Source organism: Streptomyces sp. NPDC006314, assembly GCF_040613075.1.
GTDB lineage: Bacteria > Actinomycetota > Actinomycetes > Streptomycetales > Streptomycetaceae > Streptomyces.
Window position 1 is genome coordinate 130,846 of the sequence record NZ_JBEXRL010000011.1, and the last position, 17,777, is coordinate 148,622.

Here is a 17,777-nt window from a genome sequence, read left to right on the forward strand (position 1 = left end):
GGGACCCTTCTGTTAGGAAACTTTCCTTACCGGGTGTGCTACAAGGTGAACCCGGTCGCATGGTCCCGTCAACCCTTGAGGTGCCAGGGGGTGAAAAGCGCGCGTATTGCGGTGATTTGCAACACGGGCAAGACTGGATCCCGGGGGATGTTCCGGAAGGGCCTTGTCCGTGGCCACCGCACCGGGAGGCGAGGCGTCATGTTCGTACGCACGGTGTACGCGACCGGCGATCCGGCCGAACTCGACACGGCGATCCGGGCCCTCAACTCCGAGGGCCGCGACCTGCTCGAAGAACGGCCCGGCTACCGGGGGGCAGGCGTCTTCATCGACCGTGACCTCGGCAAACTGCTCACGGTCAGCTGGTGGGAGTCCGAGGAGGCCAGGCGCAACAGCGACGAGGTGATGCGCGAGCGGCGGCCCGCGCTGCTGGAGCCGTTCGCGGGAACCGTAGCGGTCGAGAACTACGAGGTCGCGGTCTTCCACACCCTCCCGCGCCCCACCATCGGCGGCGGACTGCGCATCACCCGGGTCGAGTTCGACCCCGCGGACGCGGACCTGTTCGCCGACACGTTCCACGCGACCGTGATGCCCCGCCTCGAGACCCTGTCCGGCCTGGCCAGGGCCGCCCTGTTCCTGGACCGGGAGCGCGGGCGCGGGATGGTCGGCACGCTCTTCACCGACCGCCGCTCCCTCGCGGCGTCCCGCGCCGGCCAGGCGATGGCCCGGCACGAGGGCGCGGCCAAGGCACATGTGACGGTGGTCGGTCTGGAGGAGTTCGAGGTCGTGCACGCGGACGCGCGGGCCGGCTGAGCGGCCGCACAGCCGTGCGCCCCGCTGGCCGGCGGGGCGCACGGTGCCGCCCGGGCGGGCGTCAGCCCATGTCGAAGGTGGCCGGGTCGGGGCCCAGACGGCGGTCCTCGTTGAGCGCGCTGATCGCCGCGAGGTCCTCGTCGTCCAGGCTGAAGTCGAAGACCTCGATGTTCTCCTTGATCCGGGACGGCGTCACCGACTTCGGGATCACGACGTTGCCGAGCTGGACGTGCCAGCGCAGCACGACCTGAGCCGGAGTGCGGCCGTGCTTCTGTGCGATCGCGACGATCGCCGGTACCTCCAGCAGACCCTTGCCCTGACCGAGCGGCGACCAGGCCTCCGTGGCGATGCCCTGCTCCGCGTGGAACCCGCGGGCGTCGTGCTGCTGAAGACGCGGGTGCAGCTCGATCTGGTTGACCGCCGGGACGACCGAGGTCTCCGAGGTCAGCCGCCGCAGGTGCTCGGGAAGGAAGTTGGACACGCCGATGGCGCGGACACGGCCGTCGGTGAGCAGCTTCTCGAACGCCTTGTAGGTGTCGATGTACGTGTCACGGGACGGCAGCGGCCAGTGGATCAGGTACAGGTCGAGGTAGTCCAGACCCAGCTTCTCCAGCGATGCGTCGAAGGCGCGCAGCGTGGAGTCGTACCCCTGGTCGCTGTTCCAGAGCTTGGTGGTGACGAAGATGTCCTCGCGGGGCAGGCCGGACGCGGCGATGGCCTTGCCGGTGCCCTCTTCGTTGCCATAGATCGCCGCTGTGTCGATGCTGCGGTACCCGGCCTCCAGTGCCGTGGCGACGGCCCGCTCGGCCTCGTCGTCCGGCACCTGCCATACGCCGAGGCCCAGCTGGGGCATCTCGACGCCGTTGTTGAGGATGATCGGGGGGACCTTGCTGCTCACGAGCTTCTTGATCCTTCGGTTGTCGACAGGTGGTACTCCCATCGTCAACGATCACACGCCACGATGCATTCCTGGCCGCGCAATCGGCCCCGACCGGCTGTTGCCCTTATCCGCCACGGACCCTCATGAACCCGGTGCGACAGGGGAACGCCGCAGGCGTCAGGCATGGACGCAGAGGCCGGCACCGGCGGAGTGTCAGGCCTGGTAGAGGGCGTCGACCTCGTTCGCGTACGCCTTCTCGATCGCCTTCCGCTTCAGCTTCAACGACGGTGTCAGCAGACCGTGTTCCTCGGTGAACGGCTGGGCCAGGATGCGGAAGGTGCGGATGGACTCGGCCTGCGAGACGAGGGTGTTGGCGGCGACCACCGCACGCCGCACCTCCGTCTCCAGGTCCGCGTCGTGCACCAGCTGGGCCGGGGCCATCCCCGGCTTCCCGCGCATCACCAGCCAGTGCTCGACGGCCTCCTGGTCGAGGGTGACCAGGGCGGCGATGTACGGGCGGTCGTTGCCGACGACGATGCACTGGTTGACCAGCGGGTGCTCGCGGACCCGCTCCTCCAGCGCGCCCGGGGAGACACTCTTGCCGCCGGAGGTCACCAGGATCTCCTTCTTGCGGCCGGTGATGGTCAGATAGCCGTCCTCGTCCAGGGAGCCCAGGTCGCCGGTGGCCAGCCAGCCGTCGTGCAGGGTCTCGTCGGTGGCCTTCTGGTTGTTGAGGTAGCCCTGGAAGACGTTGCCGCCGCGCAGCCAGATCTCCCCGTCGTCCGCGATGTGCACGGTCACGCCCGGAATGGCCTGGCCGACCGTGCCGTACCGGGTGCGCTCGGGCGGGTTGGCGGTGGCTGCGGCCGTCGACTCGGTCAGGCCGTAGCCCTCGTAGATCTGCACGCCCGCGCCCGCGAAGAACAGCCCGAGCCGGCGGTCCATCCCGGACCCCCCGGACATCGCGTTGCGTATGCGGCCGCCCATCGCCGCCCGCACCTTGGAGTAGACGAGTTTGTCGAAGAGCTGGTGCTGCATGCGGAGCCCCGCCGAGGGGCCGGGCCCGATGCCCCATGCCTTCGCCTCCACGGCCTCCGCGTACTTCACCGCGATGTCGATCGCCTTCTCGAACGGCCCCGATCTGCCCTCCTTCTCGGCCTTCCGGCGGGCCGCGTTGAACACCTTCTCGAAGATGTACGGCACCGCGAGGATGAAGGTCGGCCGGAACGCGGCCAGATCGGGCAGCAGGGCGGCGGCGTGCAGCTGCGGCTGGTGCCCGAAGCGGACCCGGCCGCGGATCGCGGCGACCTCCACCATCCGCCCGAAGACATGCGCCAGCGGCAGGAACAGCAGCGTGGAGGCCTCGTCGCCCTTCTTGGAGTGGAACACCGGCTCCCACCGCTGGATGACCGTGTCCGCCTCGAACATGAAATTGCCGTGCGAGAGCACACAACCCTTGGGGCGGCCGGTGGTGCCGGAGGTGTAGATGATCGTGGCGACCGAGTCCGGGGTGACCGCCTGCCGGTGCCGGTGCACCATCTCGTCGTCCAGATGCGCCCCGGCGTCGTACAGCTCCTGCACACAGCCCGCGTCCAGCTGCCACAGCTGACGCAGCTGCGGCAGCCGGTCGATGACGGTGGCGATGGTCATGGCGTGGTCCTCGTGCTCCACGATCGCCGCCGACACCTCGGCGTCGTACAGCATCCAGAAGCACTGTTCGGCCGAGGACGTGGGGTAGACGGGCACCACCTGGGCGCCGATGGCCCACAGGGCGAAGTCGAACAGGGTCCACTCGTAGCGGGTGCGGGACATGATGGCGACGCGGTCGCCGAAGCGGATACCGCGCGCGAGGAGGCCCTTGGCGAGGGCGAGGACCTCGTCGCGGAACTCGGCTGCGGTCACGTCCCGCCACTGCCCGGAGGCGTCCTTGCGGCCGAGGGCGACATGCAGCGGGTCCGTCAGGGCATGCTCGAAGACGACGTCGGCCAGACCGCCCACCGGCGGCGCCGACGCCACCGGCGGGTTGGTGAACTCGCGCAAACCCCGCTCCCCGATCCTCGCTGCTTGGTCACGCCGTGATGCTCGGTACAGCGCGGTGAAAGCTACCCCACACGGTCACCGGGCGGGAGGGGGTAGGAAACCGAGCAAACCTCACGTTTTTCCCCGACGTGGCCGGGAAATGCCCTCACATGGGGAAGGGCCGGACACAATACTTACGGATCGGTAAGTTTCGGTACCGTAATCTCCACCAAATCTGTACGTGCTGCTTACCGTGTCGCGCCCTGGCGTGGGACGAGTGCGGCCCCGCAACGCTCGCCCGGGACCGCCCTCACCCGCGCACTCCGCTCACCGTCATGTCGGGCGGCGCCCACGAAGGTCCGGGCACACGGCCGTGAGCGTCCCCCTGCGCGCACCTCCTCGACTCTCCTGTACCAGGACTCGCCTGCAACGGGCCGCGTATGGCTGCTTACCATGGCCACACGGCGGCCGATCAGACGCCCGGGAAAGCCACACTCGAGGAAATCCAACGGGGGATACCTTGCTGAAGATGGAATCCGACATGCTCGATCAGCTGGACCTGAAGCTGCTCTCCGCACTGGAGATCGACGGCCGGGCCCCCTTCAGCCGGATCGCCGCCGTCCTCGGCGTCTCCGACCAGACCATCGCGCGTCGATACCGGCGCCTGCGCGCCGAGGGCGGCCTCAGGATCGTCGTCCTCCGTGACGCGGACCGCCTCGGCCAGGACCAGTGGATGCTCCGCCTGCGCTGCGCACCCGACGGCGCCACCGTCATCGCCGACGCCCTGGCCAAACGCCCCGACACCTACTGGATCGGGCTGGCCTCCGGCGGCACCGAGATCGCCTGCCTGACCCGGCCGCGCAGCCCCGGCGACCACGACGACCTCCTCCTCGGCAAGCTGCCGCGCACCCCGAGCGTCGTCGAGATCCGCGCCCTGCAACTCCTGCACCGCTTCTACGGCGGCCCGGTCGGCTGGCTGCGCAAGTTCCGGGCGCTCGACGACGACCAGATCGCCGCCCTGCGCCCCGATCTGCCCGAGCCCGGACCGGCCCGCCTGGAGCCCGGGGACGCGCCGCTGCTCGCCGCCCTGGAACGCGACGGGCGCGCCACCTACCCCGAACTCCAGCGCGCCACCGGCCGTTCCGAGTCCGCCGTCAAACGCCGCCTGTCCGCCCTGATCGCCTCCGGCGCGGTGTACGTCGACGTCGAGTACAACCCCGAGATCCTCGGCTATCCCAAGGCCGCCGTCCTGTGGATCACCACCACACCGGGTGCCCTGCACTCCGTCGGCCGGACCCTGGCCACCCACGACGAGATCGCCTTCGCCTCGGCCACCGCCGGCCCCTCCCAGATCGCCGTCACCGCCGTCGTCCGCGACACCGCCGGTCTGTACGCCTACCTGAGCGGCCCCCTCGGCCACCTGGACGGCGTCCAGCACGTGGAGGCCACCCCCTTCCTGCGCAGGGTCAAACAACTGACGTACCGCGCGGTGCGCTGAGGCCCCCGCCGGCCGGGCGGCGCGGGAGGAAGACCGTACCGGGGGTGCGGTGGCCGCTGCCCGCCGGTGTCTGAGCCGCAGCGTGGCTGACGGGCCTCGTCGACGCCCCGGGCCGATGGCGGTGGGGGTGGCGGCGGACGTGCCGCGGGTGATGAGGGTGGGCGGCGGCCGGGAGCCGCTTCGGGTCAGCCGCTCCGTCGCCGCAGGCGCTCGCCGCCCGCCAGGATCGCCGCAGCCAGCGCGTTCGCGGCGTCCTCCGCCCCGGCCCGGCGCCGGCCGTGGACGAGGACGAAGTCGATCCTGCCCAGGTCGGGCAGACCGGCCCGGTCGGGCAGCCGGAACAGGCCGGGCGGGATCAGGCGCCGCGAGTGCGCCATCACACCGAGGCCGGCGCGAGCGGCCGCGATCAGCCCGTTGAGGCTGCCGCTCGTGCACACGATCCGCCAGTCCCGGCCCTGCCGCTCGAGGACCTCCAGCGCGCGGGCCCGGGTGATGCCGGGCGGCGGATACACGATCAGCGGCACGGGCCGGTCGGCGTCCAGGCGCAGCCGTTCGGCACCGATCCACACCAGGTCGTCGCGCCAGACCAGCTCACCGCGGGGATCCTCCGGGCGCCGCTTGGCCAGCACCAGGTCGAGCTTGCCGGCGGCCAGCTGCTCGTGCAGCGTCCCCGACAGTTCCACCGTCAGCTCCAGATCGACCTCCGGGTGGTCGTAACGGAAGCCCTCCAGGATCTCCGGCAGCCGGGTGAGGACGAAGTCCTCCGAGGCACCGAACCGCAGCCGGCCACGCACGCGCGTGCCGGTGAAGAACGCCGTCGCCTGCTCGTGCACCTCCAGGATCCGGCGGGCGAAGCCCAGCATCGCCTCGCCGTCCTCGGTCAGCTCCACCGAGTGGGTGTCCCGGGAGAACAGCTGGCGGCCGGCCGCGTCCTCCAGCCGGCGTACATGCTGGCTGACCGTGGACTGCCGCAGCCCCAGCCGACGGGCGGCCTGCGTGAAGCTGAGCGTCTGCGCCACCGCCAGGAACGTGCGCAGCTGCGTCGGGTCGTACACGGCTACGCAGTCTACGCGGTCATCACGCAACTCGATGGCAGTCAGAGTGGTGTGCGGGATTCCCGATCGGCGGTGGGCGGGGCACGATGGAGAGGGGTCCTGCGGGCGCGTGAGCCACAGGACAGCCACTGACACGCACAGACACGCACAGCAAACGGAGCACCGTGAAACGCCTGCGCCGGCCGAGTCGGATGCCGATCGACCCGTACATCGTGCTGCTGCTCGGGACGGTGGGTCTCGCGGCGCTTCTCCCGGCCCGGGGCACAGGAGCCGACGTGGCCTCGGGCGCCTCCACGGCCGCGATCGCCTTCCTCTTCTTCCTCTACGGTGCCCGGCTGTCCACCCGGGAGGCAGTGGACGGACTTAAGCACTGGCGGCTCCACGTCACCGTGCTGACCTGCACATTCGTCATCTTCCCGGTACTCGGGCTGGCGTCGCGCGGTCTGGTGCCGGTCCTGCTGACCCAGCCCCTCTACCAGGGCCTGCTCTTCCTGACCCTGGTGCCGTCCACGATCCAGTCGTCCATCGCGTTCACCTCGATCGCCCGCGGAAACGTGCCTGCCGCGATCTGCGCCGGCTCCTTCTCCTCCCTCGCCGGTATAGTCCTCACCCCGCTGCTCGCGGCCGCCCTGCTCGGCAACAGCGGGGCCGGGTTCTCCACCGACTCACTGGTGAAGATCGTGCTCCAGCTGCTGGTGCCGTTCCTCGCAGGGCAGTTGCTGCGGCGCTGGATCGGCGGCTTCGTCGGCCGGCACAAGAAGGTCCTCGGGCTGGTCGACCGTGGCTCGATCCTGCTCGTCGTCTACACCGCCTTCAGCGAGGGCGTCGCCCAGGGCATCTGGCATCAGGTCAGCCCCGTCCGGCTGGCCGCGCTGCTCGCCGTCGAGGCGGTGCTGCTGGCCGTGATGCTCGTGCTGACGTGGTACGGCGGCAGGGCGCTCGGCTTCGGCCGGGAGGACCGGATCGCCATCCAGTTCGCCGGGTCCAAGAAGTCCCTCGCCTCGGGGCTGCCCATGGCGAGCGTCCTGTTCGGCGCCCATGCCTCCCTGGCCGTGCTGCCGCTGATGCTCTTCCACCAGATGCAGCTGATGGTGTGCGCGGTGATCGCCAAGCGCCGGGCCCGTGATCCGGAGGAGACCCCGAACGCGGCGGGGGAGTCAGCCGCTGACGTGGTCCAGGGGCAGCCACAGGACCGTGTCCTTCGTTGACCGCAGCGCCTTCGGGTCCGACAGCTCCTCGTCGGTGAGCGCCCGGTCCCACACATGCACCTCGTCGATCGCGCCGGTGAAGAAGGCGCGGCCGTCCATGCGCTGACCGATGTGCACACCGAAGGGGGAGTTGCGGCTGACGGAACCCGGCAGGTCGGCGACGGAGGACTGTGCGCCGTCGACGGACATCGACAGCCGGCCTCCCCCACGCTCGGATTCGCTCGCGCGGGTGGTACTCCCGTGGCGACGCAGCACCACGTGATGCCACCGCCCGTCGTTGTACGCGGTATCCGTGCGCACGTTCACGGTCCGCGGAGCCGCCGCTCCGTCGCGCACGGTGATCAGGCCCTGTACACGGTTGTTCGCCGGCTCTCCGCGCACCCACACCTGCGGCTGACCGGTGCCGATCCCGCCCATCCACAGCAGCGGCTGCTCCCCGCTCGTGGCCGTGTACCGGAACCAGAGGGACGCCGTGAAGTCCCCTGTCCCGAGCGGGAGTGCGGCACGGTACGGCAGGCGTACGGCGTCGTCGTGGCCGTCGAGCTCCAGCGCGCCCCCGAGGACCCCGTCCGTCTCCGCGGCGCCGCCGAGCACCGCGGCCGGGCGGGCGTGCGGGGCCAGATCGGCGGTGAGCGGATCGGGGCCCCTGCGGGGCGTGAGCCAGTCCTCGGTGAAGCGGGCGAAGCGGATCTCGTCGCGTGCGTCCACCGCACCTCCTTCGTACATCAGCCCCACCGTGTCGTGGCCGATGCGGACCAGGTCGGAGTAACCGGACCAGTCCGTGGTGACGACCGTGCCGCGGTCCACACCGTCCCAGGTGCGGCCGCCGTCGTAGGAGGACCGGATCATCATCGTGCGGCGCCGGTCGGGGTCGCCGGGGCAGGACAGCAGGAGGCGGTCGCCCAGCCGCAGCAGCGAGCCCTGAACCTGCGGGGCGTACAGATCGGGCAGGTCGTGGAACGGGCCGGTGAAGCTGCCGCCGCCGTCGCGGCTGACGGCCTGGGTACGGTGGCCGAGGTCGGTACCGTCCTGCTCCCGGCCGCTGACCAGGATCGAGCCGTCGCCGCGCTCGGCGAGGGTGAGTTCGGACGGCTTCTGGCGGAAGGTGCCGTCGGCGGCGACGGGCCAGGTGTCGGTGGCGCCGATCCGCCAGTGGCCGCCGTGGTCGTCGCTGACGATGAGCGCCGCGTGGTCGGCGGTGACCCGACTGCCGTCCCACGTCTCCGTGTTGACCCCGAAGACCAGCCGCCCCGCGTGCCGGCCGCGGGTGAGCTGGATGCCGTGCACGGGCCCGGTCGCGTACCAGGAGTTCCAGTCGGAGGGCAGGATCTCGGGGCTCAGATCGCGCGGCGCGGACCAGGTCAGGCCGGCGTCGTCGCTGTACTGCAGATGCGGGCTGCGGTCGCAGGGGACCGAGCAGCCGGCACTGTCCGTACGGCCCGTGTTGTACGTCTCCGCGAGCCAGATCCGGCCGGTGTCGCGGTCCACTGTCGGCGCCGGATTGCCGTGGGTGTCGCCGGCGCCCTCGTTGACCACCTGCAACGGGCCCCAGGTGCGGCCACCGTCGGTGGAGCGCTTGAGCACGATGTCGATGTCGGCCGCGTCACCGCAGTTGAGAACCCGGCCCTCGGCGAAGGCCAGCAGCGTGCCGTCGGCGGACCGGACGATCGCCGGGATCCGGAAGCAGGCGTAACCGGGGTCCTGCGAGGCCTTGAAAAGGATGTGCTGCGTGAACTCGGATGATCCAGAGGCCTGTCGGGCCGCGGCCGGTGGCGCGGGGGTGAAGGACACGAGCAGGGCGGTCGCCGTGAGGGCGGCGGTGACGAGTGCGGACCCGAGACGCGCGCGAAGACCTGACGGCACGGTGCGACCTGCCCTTCGTCGGCCGGACGACTGGACATCCGGACACCCGGACATTCTACGTCCAAGGTGCGCGCCAATGACGGTAGTTGGGGCTCGGGCAGCCGACAAGAAGCGTGCGGGCACTTACGGGCGCAGGACGACCTTGCCGAGATTGGCCCGTGTCTCGATCACCGCGTGCGCCTTCGCCGTGTCCTCCAGGGCGAACTCCCCGTGCACGGCGGGCCGCACGGTGCCTTCGGCGAACATGCGCCACAGCTCCCGCCGCCACTGTGCGTACAGCTCCGGCCGGCCGCGGGCGATCAGGGCCATCTGGAAGCCGATCACCGACTTGCCGCCCACCAGCAGGTCGTACGCCTGGACCGTGCCGCCTCCCGAGCTGTAGGCGACCAGACGGCCGTGCGGGGCGAGCGCGGCGAGGGCGGGGGTGAGCAGGTCACCACCGACGGCGTCCAGTACACAGTCGACGGGATCTCCCCAACTGCCGGCACTGTACGGAATGCAGTCGTCCGCGCCGAGCGAGCGGACGAAGTCCGCCTTCCCCGGATCGGACACGGCGCCGACCACGCGGCCGGCACCCCGCGCCCGCGCCAGCTGCACCGCGAGGTGCCCGACACCGCTCGCCGCCGCCGTGACCAGCACCGCCTCACCCGGTGCGGGCCGCGCCGCCTCCAGCGCCCCGAGCGCCACCAGACCGCTGCGCACCAGTGCGACCGCGTCCACGGCGGTGGCCGCCTCCGGTATCGGCGAGGCCATGGCCTCGTGCAGCAGGGCGAAGTCGGCGTAGCCGTGGCCGAAGCAGAGCCCGGTCACCCGGTCACCCGTGCGGAAGCGGGTCACGCCCTCGCCGACCGCGACCACCTCACCGGCGATCTCGCCGCCCAGTGGGATCGGCTCGGCGGCTTCGGTGACCTTGCGGACGACGGGCAGGGTGACCCCGATCGCTTCGACGCGCACCAGGATCTCGCCGGGGCCGGGCTCGGGGGCGGTGGCCTGCTCGAGGAAGAGCGGGCCACCCGTGGACTCGTACCGGACGCGACGCATGGCAACCTCCAGGCCGGGACACCGGCGGATCGATCACGGGGAACACCCACGAAGTCGTGGGGAGTCCCAACGGTAATCGCCCGTTCGTTGGGAAGTCCAATGGTTTTCCGGATAGGCTGGCGCCATGGCCGAAGCACCCCTGCCCGCGATCCGCTCCCTCCCCAGCTGGCTGCTGGGCCGGGCCGCCGCACGGGGCCGCGCCCTGGTCGCCGACGCCCTCGCGGCCGAGGGACTGAAGATGTGGCACCACGTGGTCCTCTCCGCCGTCCGCGACCTCGCCCCGGTCGCCCAGGCCGACCTCGGTCGCGGTGTCGGCCTGGACCCCAAGGACGTCGTCGGCGTCCTGAACGACCTGCAGTCCGCCGGCCTCGTGGTCCGCGCCCCCGACCCCCGGGACCGGCGCAAGAACGCCGTCTCCCTCACCGACGAGGGCGCCCGCCTTCTCACTCGCTGCGAACACGCGGCCCGCGACGCCAACGACGAGCTGCTCGCCCCGCTCTCGACCGCCGAACGCGATCAGTTCATGGGCCTGCTGATCCGGATTTCCGGCACCGCCGGCTGACGAGGACCGGCGCTCCGTCATGAACGCCGGGCCCACGCGCGCGACCCGCGGCGCCCCGCCCTGATCCTCGTTCGTCCGATGGAACGCGTCGTCACCCTCCCCCTCGAACCCGGCAAAGGCGCCGGAGTGCCCGCACGCGCCGAAGGGCCGGCAAGCGGGTTCCGCTCCGCCGGGCGCTCTTCGTGCTCGCCGGCTCGAACACCCCCGCGGTCACCGAGCCAGCCGCCCGGCGGTGCCTTGGTGCCCGGACCGCCCGCGGGGGGCGACCTGGAGGCGGTCAAGCGGACGATCGGCTCATCGAGCACCGGCCCTGACGAGCGGCTGCGCGCCGGGAAACGGGAGGTGGCCCCGCCGGCCTCGACGGCGAGACCCGGCTCGGCACTCCGGTCTCCGGCCGGACGACCTGCCGATCCGCACCATCGGGGAGAAGTTCGAGTGCGTCGCGGCGGGGACCGCTGTCATCCTCGTCCCGCGCTCGGCCGCCGAGCAGCACTCCCGCCGGGACACCAGTCGCGTACCGGTCACCGACACGAACCCGACCACGTGCCGCCGGCCCGGGCGGCCGGTCGGTCCCCCTGACCACCGCCATCGCCGAGGTCGCGGCCGCGGCGGCCACGGCCGCCGGGCGGCGCTGACGCAGGACCGAGGCGGCCCCGCGGTGAGGGGGGCGTTCCCCGCCACCGTGCCGCGGGGGACCGGTCAGCCCTGGGCGGCCGCCTCCCGCAGGGCGATCCGTCCCTCGCCCGCATACACGTTCATCGAGCTGCCCCGCAGGAAACCCACCAGGGTCAGGCCCGTCTCCGCCGCCAGGTCCACCGCCAGGGACGACGGCGCCGACACCGCCGCCAGCACCGGGATGCCCGCCATCACCGCCTTCTGTGCCAGCTCGAACGAGGCCCGGCCGGAGACGAGGAGGATCGTCCGGGACAACGGCAGGTCACCGTTCTGCAGCGCCCGCCCGACCAGCTTGTCGACGGCGTTGTGCCGGCCCACGTCCTCCCTTGTGTCCAGCAGCTCCCCGCCCTCCGTGAACAGGGCCGCCGCGTGCAGGCCGCCGGTCCGGTCGAACACCCGCTGGGCCGCCCGCAGCCGCTCGGGCAGGCTCGCCAGCAGCTCGGGGGTGACCCGCACCGGAGGAGTGTCGGCGATCGGCCAGCGGGCGGTCGTACGGACGGCGTCCAGGCTCGCCTTGCCGCACAGTCCACAGGAGGAGGACGTGTACACGTTCCGCTCCAGAGTGAAGTCCGGCAGGCCGATGCCGGGCGCGGTCTTCACGTCGACCACGTTGTAGGTGTTCGAACCGTCCGCGGTCGCCCCCGCGCAGTAGACGATGTTCTGCAGATCGGACGCGGCGGCCAGCACACCTTCGCTCACCAGGAATCCCGCCGCCAGCGCGAAGTCGTCGCCCGGTGTGCGCATGGTGATCGCGAGCGGCTTGCCGTTCAGCCGGATCTCCAGGGGCTCCTCGGCGACGAGCGTGTCCGGCCGGGTGGAGACCGCCCCCTCCCGGATCCGGAGGACCTTGCGTCGTTCCGTGACTCGTCCCATGTTCTGATCAGCCCCGGTTCTGTACGTGCTGGTAGCCGAAACGGCCCTTGATGCAGAGGTTGCCGTGGGTCACCGGGTTGTCGTGCGGCGAGGTGACCTGGACGATCTCATTGTCCTGCACATGAGCGTGAGGGTGCAGCCCACTCCTCGGTACGCGCACACCGGGGTCGTCTCCGTCTGCCCGGACGAGCGGGCGCACACCGGAATCGGGAAGGCGTGGCGTGGACCGTATGCGATGGACAGCAGTCCGCCCGGCGGCCGGGACCTGATCGCCCTCGCCTGGCTGCGGGTGGCCGCGCCCCCGGCCTGCGGGACGGACGAACTCGTCCAGAAGGCGGCGCAGCTGTGCACGGGACGAGTACTCGGGTGTCCGAGGGCCTGAGTGAAGCCGACAACCCGGGCGCCGGTTTCCTGTGCCTTCACCTGCCCCCGTACCCGCGAGTCACTGATCAGACTGGTGGATCCCGCAACCCACGGCAACAGGGGGAACCCACGACATGAACGGCTCGCGCATCGCCGCCGTCGGCCATTACCAGCCCGCCAGGGTACTCACCAACGACGAGCTGGCCGGCATGGTCGACACCAGTGACGAGTGGATCCGCAGCCGGGTGGGAATCCGGACCCGGCACATCGCGGGCCCGGACGAACCGGTCGACGAACTCGCCGCGCACGCCGCCGCCAAGGCCCTGGCCGCCGCCGGCCTCACGCCGGGCGACGTCGATCTGGTCCTCGTCGCCACCTCGACCGCGATCGACCGCTCCCCGAACACCGCTGCCCGGGTGGCCGTCCGACTGGGTATCCCGCAGCCGGCCGCGATGGACGTCAACGTCGTCTGCGCCGGCTTCACCCACGCCCTCGCCACCGCCGACCACGCGGTCCGGGCGGGCGCGGCGACCCGGGCGCTGGTCATCGGCGCGGACAAGATGTCGGAGGTCACCGACTGGAGCGACCGCAGCACCTGCGTCCTGGTCGGCGACGGCGCCGGGGCCGCCGTGGTCGAGGCGGGCCGGCCGGGGCAGGAGCCCGGGATCGGGCCGGTGCTGTGGGGATCGGTACCGGAGATGGGGAACGCGGTGCGCATCGAGGGCACACCGCCCCGGTTCGCACAGGAGGGACAGAGCGTCTACCGCTGGGCCACCACCCGGCTGCCCCCCATCGCCCGGCGCGCCTGCGAGAAGGCCGGCATCGACCCCGCCGACCTCGCCGCGGTCGTCCTGCACCAGGCCAACCTGCGGATCATCGAGCCGCTCGCCGAGAAGCTCGGCGCGGTCAACGCGGTGATCGCACGCGATGTCACCGAGTCCGGCAACACCTCAGCGGCCAGCATCCCCCTCGCGCTGTCCAAGCTGATCGAGCGGGGCGACGTCCGCAGCGGCGACGCAGTCCTGCTGTTCGGCTTCGGCGGCAACCTGTCGTACGCCGGGCAGGTCGTGCGGTGCCCGTGAAGCCGTCCCCGGGGGCGCGCCGGGCGGCGTGACGCGGTCACTTCCCGCTCCGCCTACCATGCGTACGAAAGCCGGCTCAGGAGGGGGACCGCGATGTTGTCGTCCGGACTGCCGCAGGGAGCCGTGCCCAGACTGGAACGGCCCGGCCCGTTGCGTGACCGTGTCTACGAGGCGCTGCTGGAACTGATCACCAGGCGCGCCCTGCAGCCCGGCCGGCATCTCGTGGAGAGCGAACTCGCCGGGCACCTCGGTGTCTCCCGGCAGCCGGTACGCGAGGCGCTGCAGCGGCTCAGCACCGAGGGCTGGGTCGATCTGCGGCCCGCCCAGGGCGCGTTCGTGCATGAGCGCGCTTCTGGAGGCGGAGGCGGCCCGGCTGGCCGCCGCGCACGCCCACAGCACCGGCATCGCTGCCCTGGAGGCACTGTGCGCCGAAGGCGAGAAGGCGGTGGCGGCCGAGGACGTGGACCGTGCGGTCGCCCTCAACGCGGCCTTCCACGCCAAGGTGATGGAGCTGGCCGGCAACACGGTCCTCGCCGAACTGGCCGCCCAGGTCGACCGGCGGGTCCGCTGGTACTACACGCCCGTGGCCCGGCGGCGCGGTCGGCGGTCATGGATCGAGCACCGGGAACTGATCAGCGCGATCACCGCCCGTGACGAGCAGCGCGCCACCCATCTGATGCGCGAACACACCGAGCACACCCGGCACTCCTACCACGAGCGGAACGCGACCTGACGAACGCCTGCCGGGAGACGGCCGGTTCGCGGCCTGCGGTGCCGTCGTGCGGCACCGGCGTGACCCGCTGCCCATGGCGTGCCCCCGTCCCGCGGTGACCGGGACGGAGCTGCCCGGCGGTCGGCGCCTCATGACGCGGCGCCTCACCCGAGTCACCCGCCTCGATCCGTACGTTCCGTACGCGGGATCTTGCAACCGGTATACAGTCGCCGATCGGGTGGCCCGGGGCGTCCGGGCCACCCGATCGGCGGACGGATACGCAGGTGAAACGCACTCCGAAACCTTGGTATTGTTGTCTCGTCGCCGCGGGGAAGACCCCGGCCGGGCGGCAGACACCTAGTCCGGGTGGCGGAATGGCAGACGCGCTAGCTTGAGGTGCTAGTGCCCTTTATCGGGCGTGGGGGTTCAAGTCCCCCCTCGGACACCAACCAACCAGCGGAGACCCCAGTTCACCTGGGGTTTTTCTGTTTCTCCGACTGTGGCGTGACCAACCACGTGACTAACAGCCTGGAGAGTTGCCAGGTCAGACCAGGGATAACAGGCCGAGTCGGTCCGCGCCGGAGGCGGCCAGTCGGCGCGCTCCGTCCTTACGAGGGTGGCCGTACCGGGCCATGGTGTAGCCCGGCGAGTGGTGCCGGACGTTGGCGGAGACCTCTACGGGGTTCTCTCCGGCGTCCAGATCGTTCGTGACCTTGCTGTGCCTCCAGTCGTGAATCCGGAAGTCTCGGGGAGCTTCAGTCGCGTCCGCAGGGTCCGCCAGCGGGCGGAGACCTTCTCTGGGTCCTGCGGGCCTCCGGCCTCGCCCCGGTAGAGCTTGAAGCCGTCACGGGCGAACACAAGGTCATGATCGACCCAGCCGGAGCCGAGACGTGCACGCTCTCCGTCCTGCCGTTCCTTCTGCCACTTCAGGACGTTCAACACGGACTGATCCACATAGATCGCCGGCCGCAGCGGAACGGGTGGCGCGGCGGTCCACCGTCGTCCGCCTGGTTGCTTACCGTCCGGAACCGAATCGCGCCCCGGAGCCTGCGCCGGAACCGAAGCGGTCGGTTCGCCCGCCGGTTTCCGTGACCGAGCGGCCCGAACCCCTCGAAGAGAACCCGTTCCGCACACTGCTCTAGCAAACGCAGCGTTCGTGGCTTCTGGCAGGCGTCACGATGCAGCCCCCCCGCATGTGGCACCCGAAAGGCCCGTCTCCCTGCTTCAACGTGTTGCTCGGCGAGCAGGCGCTGTACAGCAACTTCGGAGGGAAAGAGGTGATGAAGGGGCAACTCGACCGCCTGTTGTCGGTCATGGGGCTGGCCAGGCTGAGCCTCGGCATCGTCCCCAGGTCTGCGCCCCTCCGCATCTGGCCAGGTAACTCATTCTCGATGTTCGATGACAAGCTCGTACTAGTTGAGACCTTCTCAGCAGAGTTTTCCGTTACTCAGCCCCGAAAAATCGAGCTGTACGCTAAAGCGTTCGCCCTCTTGAAGCAGTCGGCGGTATACGGAACCGCCGTACGAGACCTGATTTTCGCTGCAATCCATCACTACGACAGGATGCCGACCGATTAGGAGGCGGGACCTTGGCCACGAACCCGAATTGGCGCACGAGTTCCTACACGAAATCCGACAGCTGTGTCGAAGTCGCAGACAATGACGTCTCTCGTGTCATGGTGCGAGACACCAAGCACCGGGATGTCGGTGTCAGGCTGCCCTGAGAGCCTGACCGGTTGGACACGTGACCAACGCATGACCAACAGGGGCCAGGAACGGGCAGAAACAGCAGGTGAGGATGACCAACCCGCACAGTCTCGAAGGAGGCTCACAGGGTGCGTATCCGCAGGTCAGCTAACTAATGGGCTGGTGCCCGAGTGGAGAGTTCAAGTCCCCCCTCGGACACCGACGAGAACCCCATGGCCGCGGCCATGGGGTTCTTCGCTGTGCGCGCTGCGTTGGCTCCGCCCCGCCGTTGTCGGTGGTGGACGTTACGGTCTGCCCCGTGAACGCACAACGGGGCGATGACGGGCCCGGCGAGACAGCCCGCACGGAGACCGACACGCACACCGCGGGATCGGCGGCTGCGGTCCGACGCGCGGCTCTGGATCATGTGCTGGCCCTCGTCGCGGACGCTCCCTGGAGCGGGAGCCTGGTGCTGCGCGGAAGCATGGTCATGCAGGCGTGGACGGGAGACGCGGCGCGCGAGCCCGCCGACCTCGACTGGGTGGTCCTGGAAGATGCCGTCGGGGTCGATCCGCTGGACCCGTATCCGTACCTCGACCGGCTCGACACCGTGCAGCAGTGGCCCGAGGCCGCCGACGGTGCCGCGCGGTACGAGATGTGGACTTACGAGGAGTTCGACACCGGCGGCCGGCGGCCGGTCCTTCCGCCCGAAGGACTGTCGTGGCTGTACGACGAGGACGTCGGGGAGACCAGCCTGCCGTACCTGGACCTGCTCGAACGCGTGGCCATGCGCCCGCAGGCCGCCCCCGGCGTGTTCCTCGACGCGGAGAACGCCCGCGTGGACGGCGCATGGACCTACGCGTACCACGCCACGCCGGGAGTACGGCTGCTCATCCCGTGGCACGCGGAAGGACTGCCGGCCGGTGAGGTGCGACTGGACTTCGCGCGGGACGAACGCCTCCCCGAGCCACCGGTGTGGACGCTGATACCCCGGGGTGACGGCGGAAGTCCCACGGCGGTACGGACCGCGAGCCGGGGCCTCTCCCTGGCGTGGAAGCTGCTGTGGCTGCACACCGACGGCCGGGACGGCGGCCGGGCGCAGGGCAAGGACCTGTACGACGCGGTGCTCCTCGCAGAGGCCCACGGCACATCGCTGCCGCCGCACCTGCTGCGGGAGGTGTTCCGTGGCACGGCACACACGGAGACGGACGCCCTCCACCCGGCCGTGCTGCTGCGCTGGGATGTGGACTGGGCCGGCTTCCAGGAGAGGCATCCCCGGGTAGGGGGGACGGCACAGGAGTGGCTTCACCGTCTCTCCCGGGCACTGGAACCGGTCGTCGGGTGACGGCGGCCGCTGAACCGGTCGTCGGCAGCGGCGGTCGCTCAACCGGTCGTCGGCAGTGGCCGTCCGGTAGATGACGCCGGCGGAAAAATCGGTACTCGCCGACTGA

The 17,777-nt window shown here is 70.8% G+C and carries 14 protein-coding genes, 1 tRNA gene and 2 pseudogenes; 10 read left to right on the forward strand and 7 right to left on the reverse strand.

The annotated features are described in order from the left end of the window. Positions 1 to 198: 198 nt before the first annotated feature. The gene (locus ABZ079_RS21690; RefSeq protein WP_356941059.1) at positions 199 to 810 is read left to right on the forward strand and encodes a hypothetical protein; all 612 of its coding nucleotides are present in this window, start codon (positions 199 to 201) and stop codon (positions 808 to 810) included. 61 nt (positions 811 to 871) lie between these two features. On the opposite strand, the gene ABZ079_RS21695 is transcribed toward ABZ079_RS21690, so the two are convergent. Both ABZ079_RS21695 and ABZ079_RS21700 read right to left on the reverse strand, forming a co-directional pair. Beyond that, positions 872 to 1,708, reverse strand: a complete 837-nt coding sequence (locus ABZ079_RS21695; protein ID WP_356941060.1) for an aldo/keto reductase — start codon at positions 1,706 to 1,708, stop codon at positions 872 to 874. Between the two features lie 195 nt (positions 1,709 to 1,903). Then, complete coding sequence (locus ABZ079_RS21700; protein ID WP_356941061.1) at positions 1,904 to 3,730, reverse strand: AMP-dependent synthetase/ligase; 1,827 nt, start codon at positions 3,728 to 3,730, stop codon at positions 1,904 to 1,906. Between the two features lie 508 nt (positions 3,731 to 4,238). On the opposite strand from ABZ079_RS21700, the gene ABZ079_RS21705 reads away from it, so the two are divergent. Continuing rightward, positions 4,239 to 5,207 (forward strand): Lrp/AsnC family transcriptional regulator, encoded by a 969-nt coding sequence (locus tag ABZ079_RS21705; protein ID WP_356941062.1) that lies wholly within the window; start codon positions 4,239 to 4,241, stop codon positions 5,205 to 5,207. 185 nt (positions 5,208 to 5,392) lie between these two features. On the opposite strand, the gene ABZ079_RS21710 is transcribed toward ABZ079_RS21705, so the two are convergent. Then, complete coding sequence (locus ABZ079_RS21710; protein ID WP_356941063.1) at positions 5,393 to 6,262, reverse strand: LysR substrate-binding domain-containing protein; 870 nt, start codon at positions 6,260 to 6,262, stop codon at positions 5,393 to 5,395. A gap of 164 nt (positions 6,263 to 6,426) precedes the next feature. Here ABZ079_RS21710 and ABZ079_RS21715 point away from each other — a divergent pair, with 164 nt between their 5' ends. Next, positions 6,427 to 7,470 (forward strand): bile acid:sodium symporter family protein, encoded by a 1,044-nt coding sequence (locus ABZ079_RS21715; protein ID WP_356941064.1) that lies wholly within the window; start codon positions 6,427 to 6,429, stop codon positions 7,468 to 7,470. Here the strand turns inward: ABZ079_RS21715 and ABZ079_RS21720 are convergent. Both ABZ079_RS21720 and ABZ079_RS21725 read right to left on the reverse strand, forming a co-directional pair. Further along, complete coding sequence (locus ABZ079_RS21720) at positions 7,420 to 9,333, reverse strand: sialidase family protein (RefSeq protein WP_356941065.1); 1,914 nt, start codon at positions 9,331 to 9,333, stop codon at positions 7,420 to 7,422. The two genes, ABZ079_RS21715 and ABZ079_RS21720, sit on opposite strands and share 51 nt — an antisense overlap. A 123-nt stretch (positions 9,334 to 9,456) precedes the next feature. Further along, positions 9,457 to 10,374: a zinc-binding dehydrogenase gene (locus tag ABZ079_RS21725; protein ID WP_356941066.1), complete on the reverse strand. Its 918-nt coding sequence runs from the start codon at positions 10,372 to 10,374 to the stop codon at positions 9,457 to 9,459. Positions 10,375 to 10,498: 124 nt separating this feature from the next. On the opposite strand from ABZ079_RS21725, the gene ABZ079_RS21730 reads away from it, so the two are divergent. Beyond that, positions 10,499 to 10,936, forward strand: coding sequence for a MarR family winged helix-turn-helix transcriptional regulator (locus tag ABZ079_RS21730; RefSeq protein WP_356941067.1), 438 nt, complete (start codon positions 10,499 to 10,501; stop codon positions 10,934 to 10,936). Positions 10,937 to 11,635: 699 nt separating this feature from the next. Here the strand turns inward: ABZ079_RS21730 and fdhD are convergent. Together fdhD and ABZ079_RS21740 are read right to left on the reverse strand one after the other, a co-directional pair. Beyond that, a complete protein-coding gene (gene fdhD, locus ABZ079_RS21735; RefSeq protein ID WP_356941068.1) occupies positions 11,636 to 12,484 on the reverse strand; it encodes a formate dehydrogenase accessory sulfurtransferase FdhD in 849 nt (282 codons plus the stop codon). Between the two features lie 7 nt (positions 12,485 to 12,491). After that, positions 12,492 to 12,664: pseudogene (locus ABZ079_RS21740) on the reverse strand (Fe-S-binding domain-containing protein); the annotation flags it as partial. Positions 12,665 to 12,981: 317 nt separating this feature from the next. Between ABZ079_RS21740 and ABZ079_RS21745 the strand changes: the two are divergent. From ABZ079_RS21745 to ABZ079_RS21770, 6 genes and pseudogenes are all read left to right on the forward strand, one after another. Further along, positions 12,982 to 13,929 (forward strand): beta-ketoacyl-ACP synthase III, encoded by a 948-nt coding sequence (locus ABZ079_RS21745; RefSeq protein ID WP_356941069.1) that lies wholly within the window; start codon positions 12,982 to 12,984, stop codon positions 13,927 to 13,929. Positions 13,930 to 14,022: 93 nt separating this feature from the next. Then, positions 14,023 to 14,662, forward strand: a pseudogene (locus tag ABZ079_RS21750) (GntR family transcriptional regulator). Between the two features lie 339 nt (positions 14,663 to 15,001). Beyond that, a tRNA-Leu gene (locus tag ABZ079_RS21755) sits at positions 15,002 to 15,089 on the forward strand. A 745-nt stretch (positions 15,090 to 15,834) separates the two neighbouring features. Then, the gene (locus ABZ079_RS21760; protein WP_356941070.1) at positions 15,835 to 16,218 is read left to right on the forward strand and encodes a Scr1 family TA system antitoxin-like transcriptional regulator; all 384 of its coding nucleotides are present in this window, start codon (positions 15,835 to 15,837) and stop codon (positions 16,216 to 16,218) included. An 11-nt stretch (positions 16,219 to 16,229) separates the two neighbouring features. Further along, positions 16,230 to 16,364, forward strand: coding sequence for a DUF397 domain-containing protein (locus ABZ079_RS21765; RefSeq protein ID WP_356941071.1), 135 nt, complete (start codon positions 16,230 to 16,232; stop codon positions 16,362 to 16,364). A 281-nt stretch (positions 16,365 to 16,645) separates the two neighbouring features. Further along, the gene (locus ABZ079_RS21770) at positions 16,646 to 17,671 is read left to right on the forward strand and encodes a nucleotidyl transferase AbiEii/AbiGii toxin family protein (protein WP_356941072.1); all 1,026 of its coding nucleotides are present in this window, start codon (positions 16,646 to 16,648) and stop codon (positions 17,669 to 17,671) included. Positions 17,672 to 17,777: the final 106 nt, after the last annotated feature.

Excerpts from the sequence above, each read along its gene's own strand:
- ABZ079_RS21690 (WP_356941059.1), top strand. The coding sequence starts at position 199 with ATGTTCGTACGCACGGTGTACGCGACCGGCGATCCGGCCGAACTCGAC.
- ABZ079_RS21705 (WP_356941062.1), top strand. The coding sequence starts at position 4,239 with ATGGAATCCGACATGCTCGATCAGCTGGACCTGAAGCTGCTCTCCGCA.
- ABZ079_RS21725 (WP_356941066.1), bottom strand. The coding sequence starts at position 10,374 with ATGCGTCGCGTCCGGTACGAGTCCACGGGTGGCCCGCTCTTCCTCGAG.
- ABZ079_RS21730 (WP_356941067.1), top strand. The coding sequence starts at position 10,499 with ATGGCCGAAGCACCCCTGCCCGCGATCCGCTCCCTCCCCAGCTGGCTG.
- fdhD (WP_356941068.1), bottom strand. The coding sequence starts at position 12,484 with ATGGGACGAGTCACGGAACGACGCAAGGTCCTCCGGATCCGGGAGGGG.
- ABZ079_RS21745 (WP_356941069.1), top strand. The coding sequence starts at position 12,982 with ATGAACGGCTCGCGCATCGCCGCCGTCGGCCATTACCAGCCCGCCAGG.
- ABZ079_RS21760 (WP_356941070.1), top strand. The coding sequence starts at position 15,835 with ATGTGGCACCCGAAAGGCCCGTCTCCCTGCTTCAACGTGTTGCTCGGC.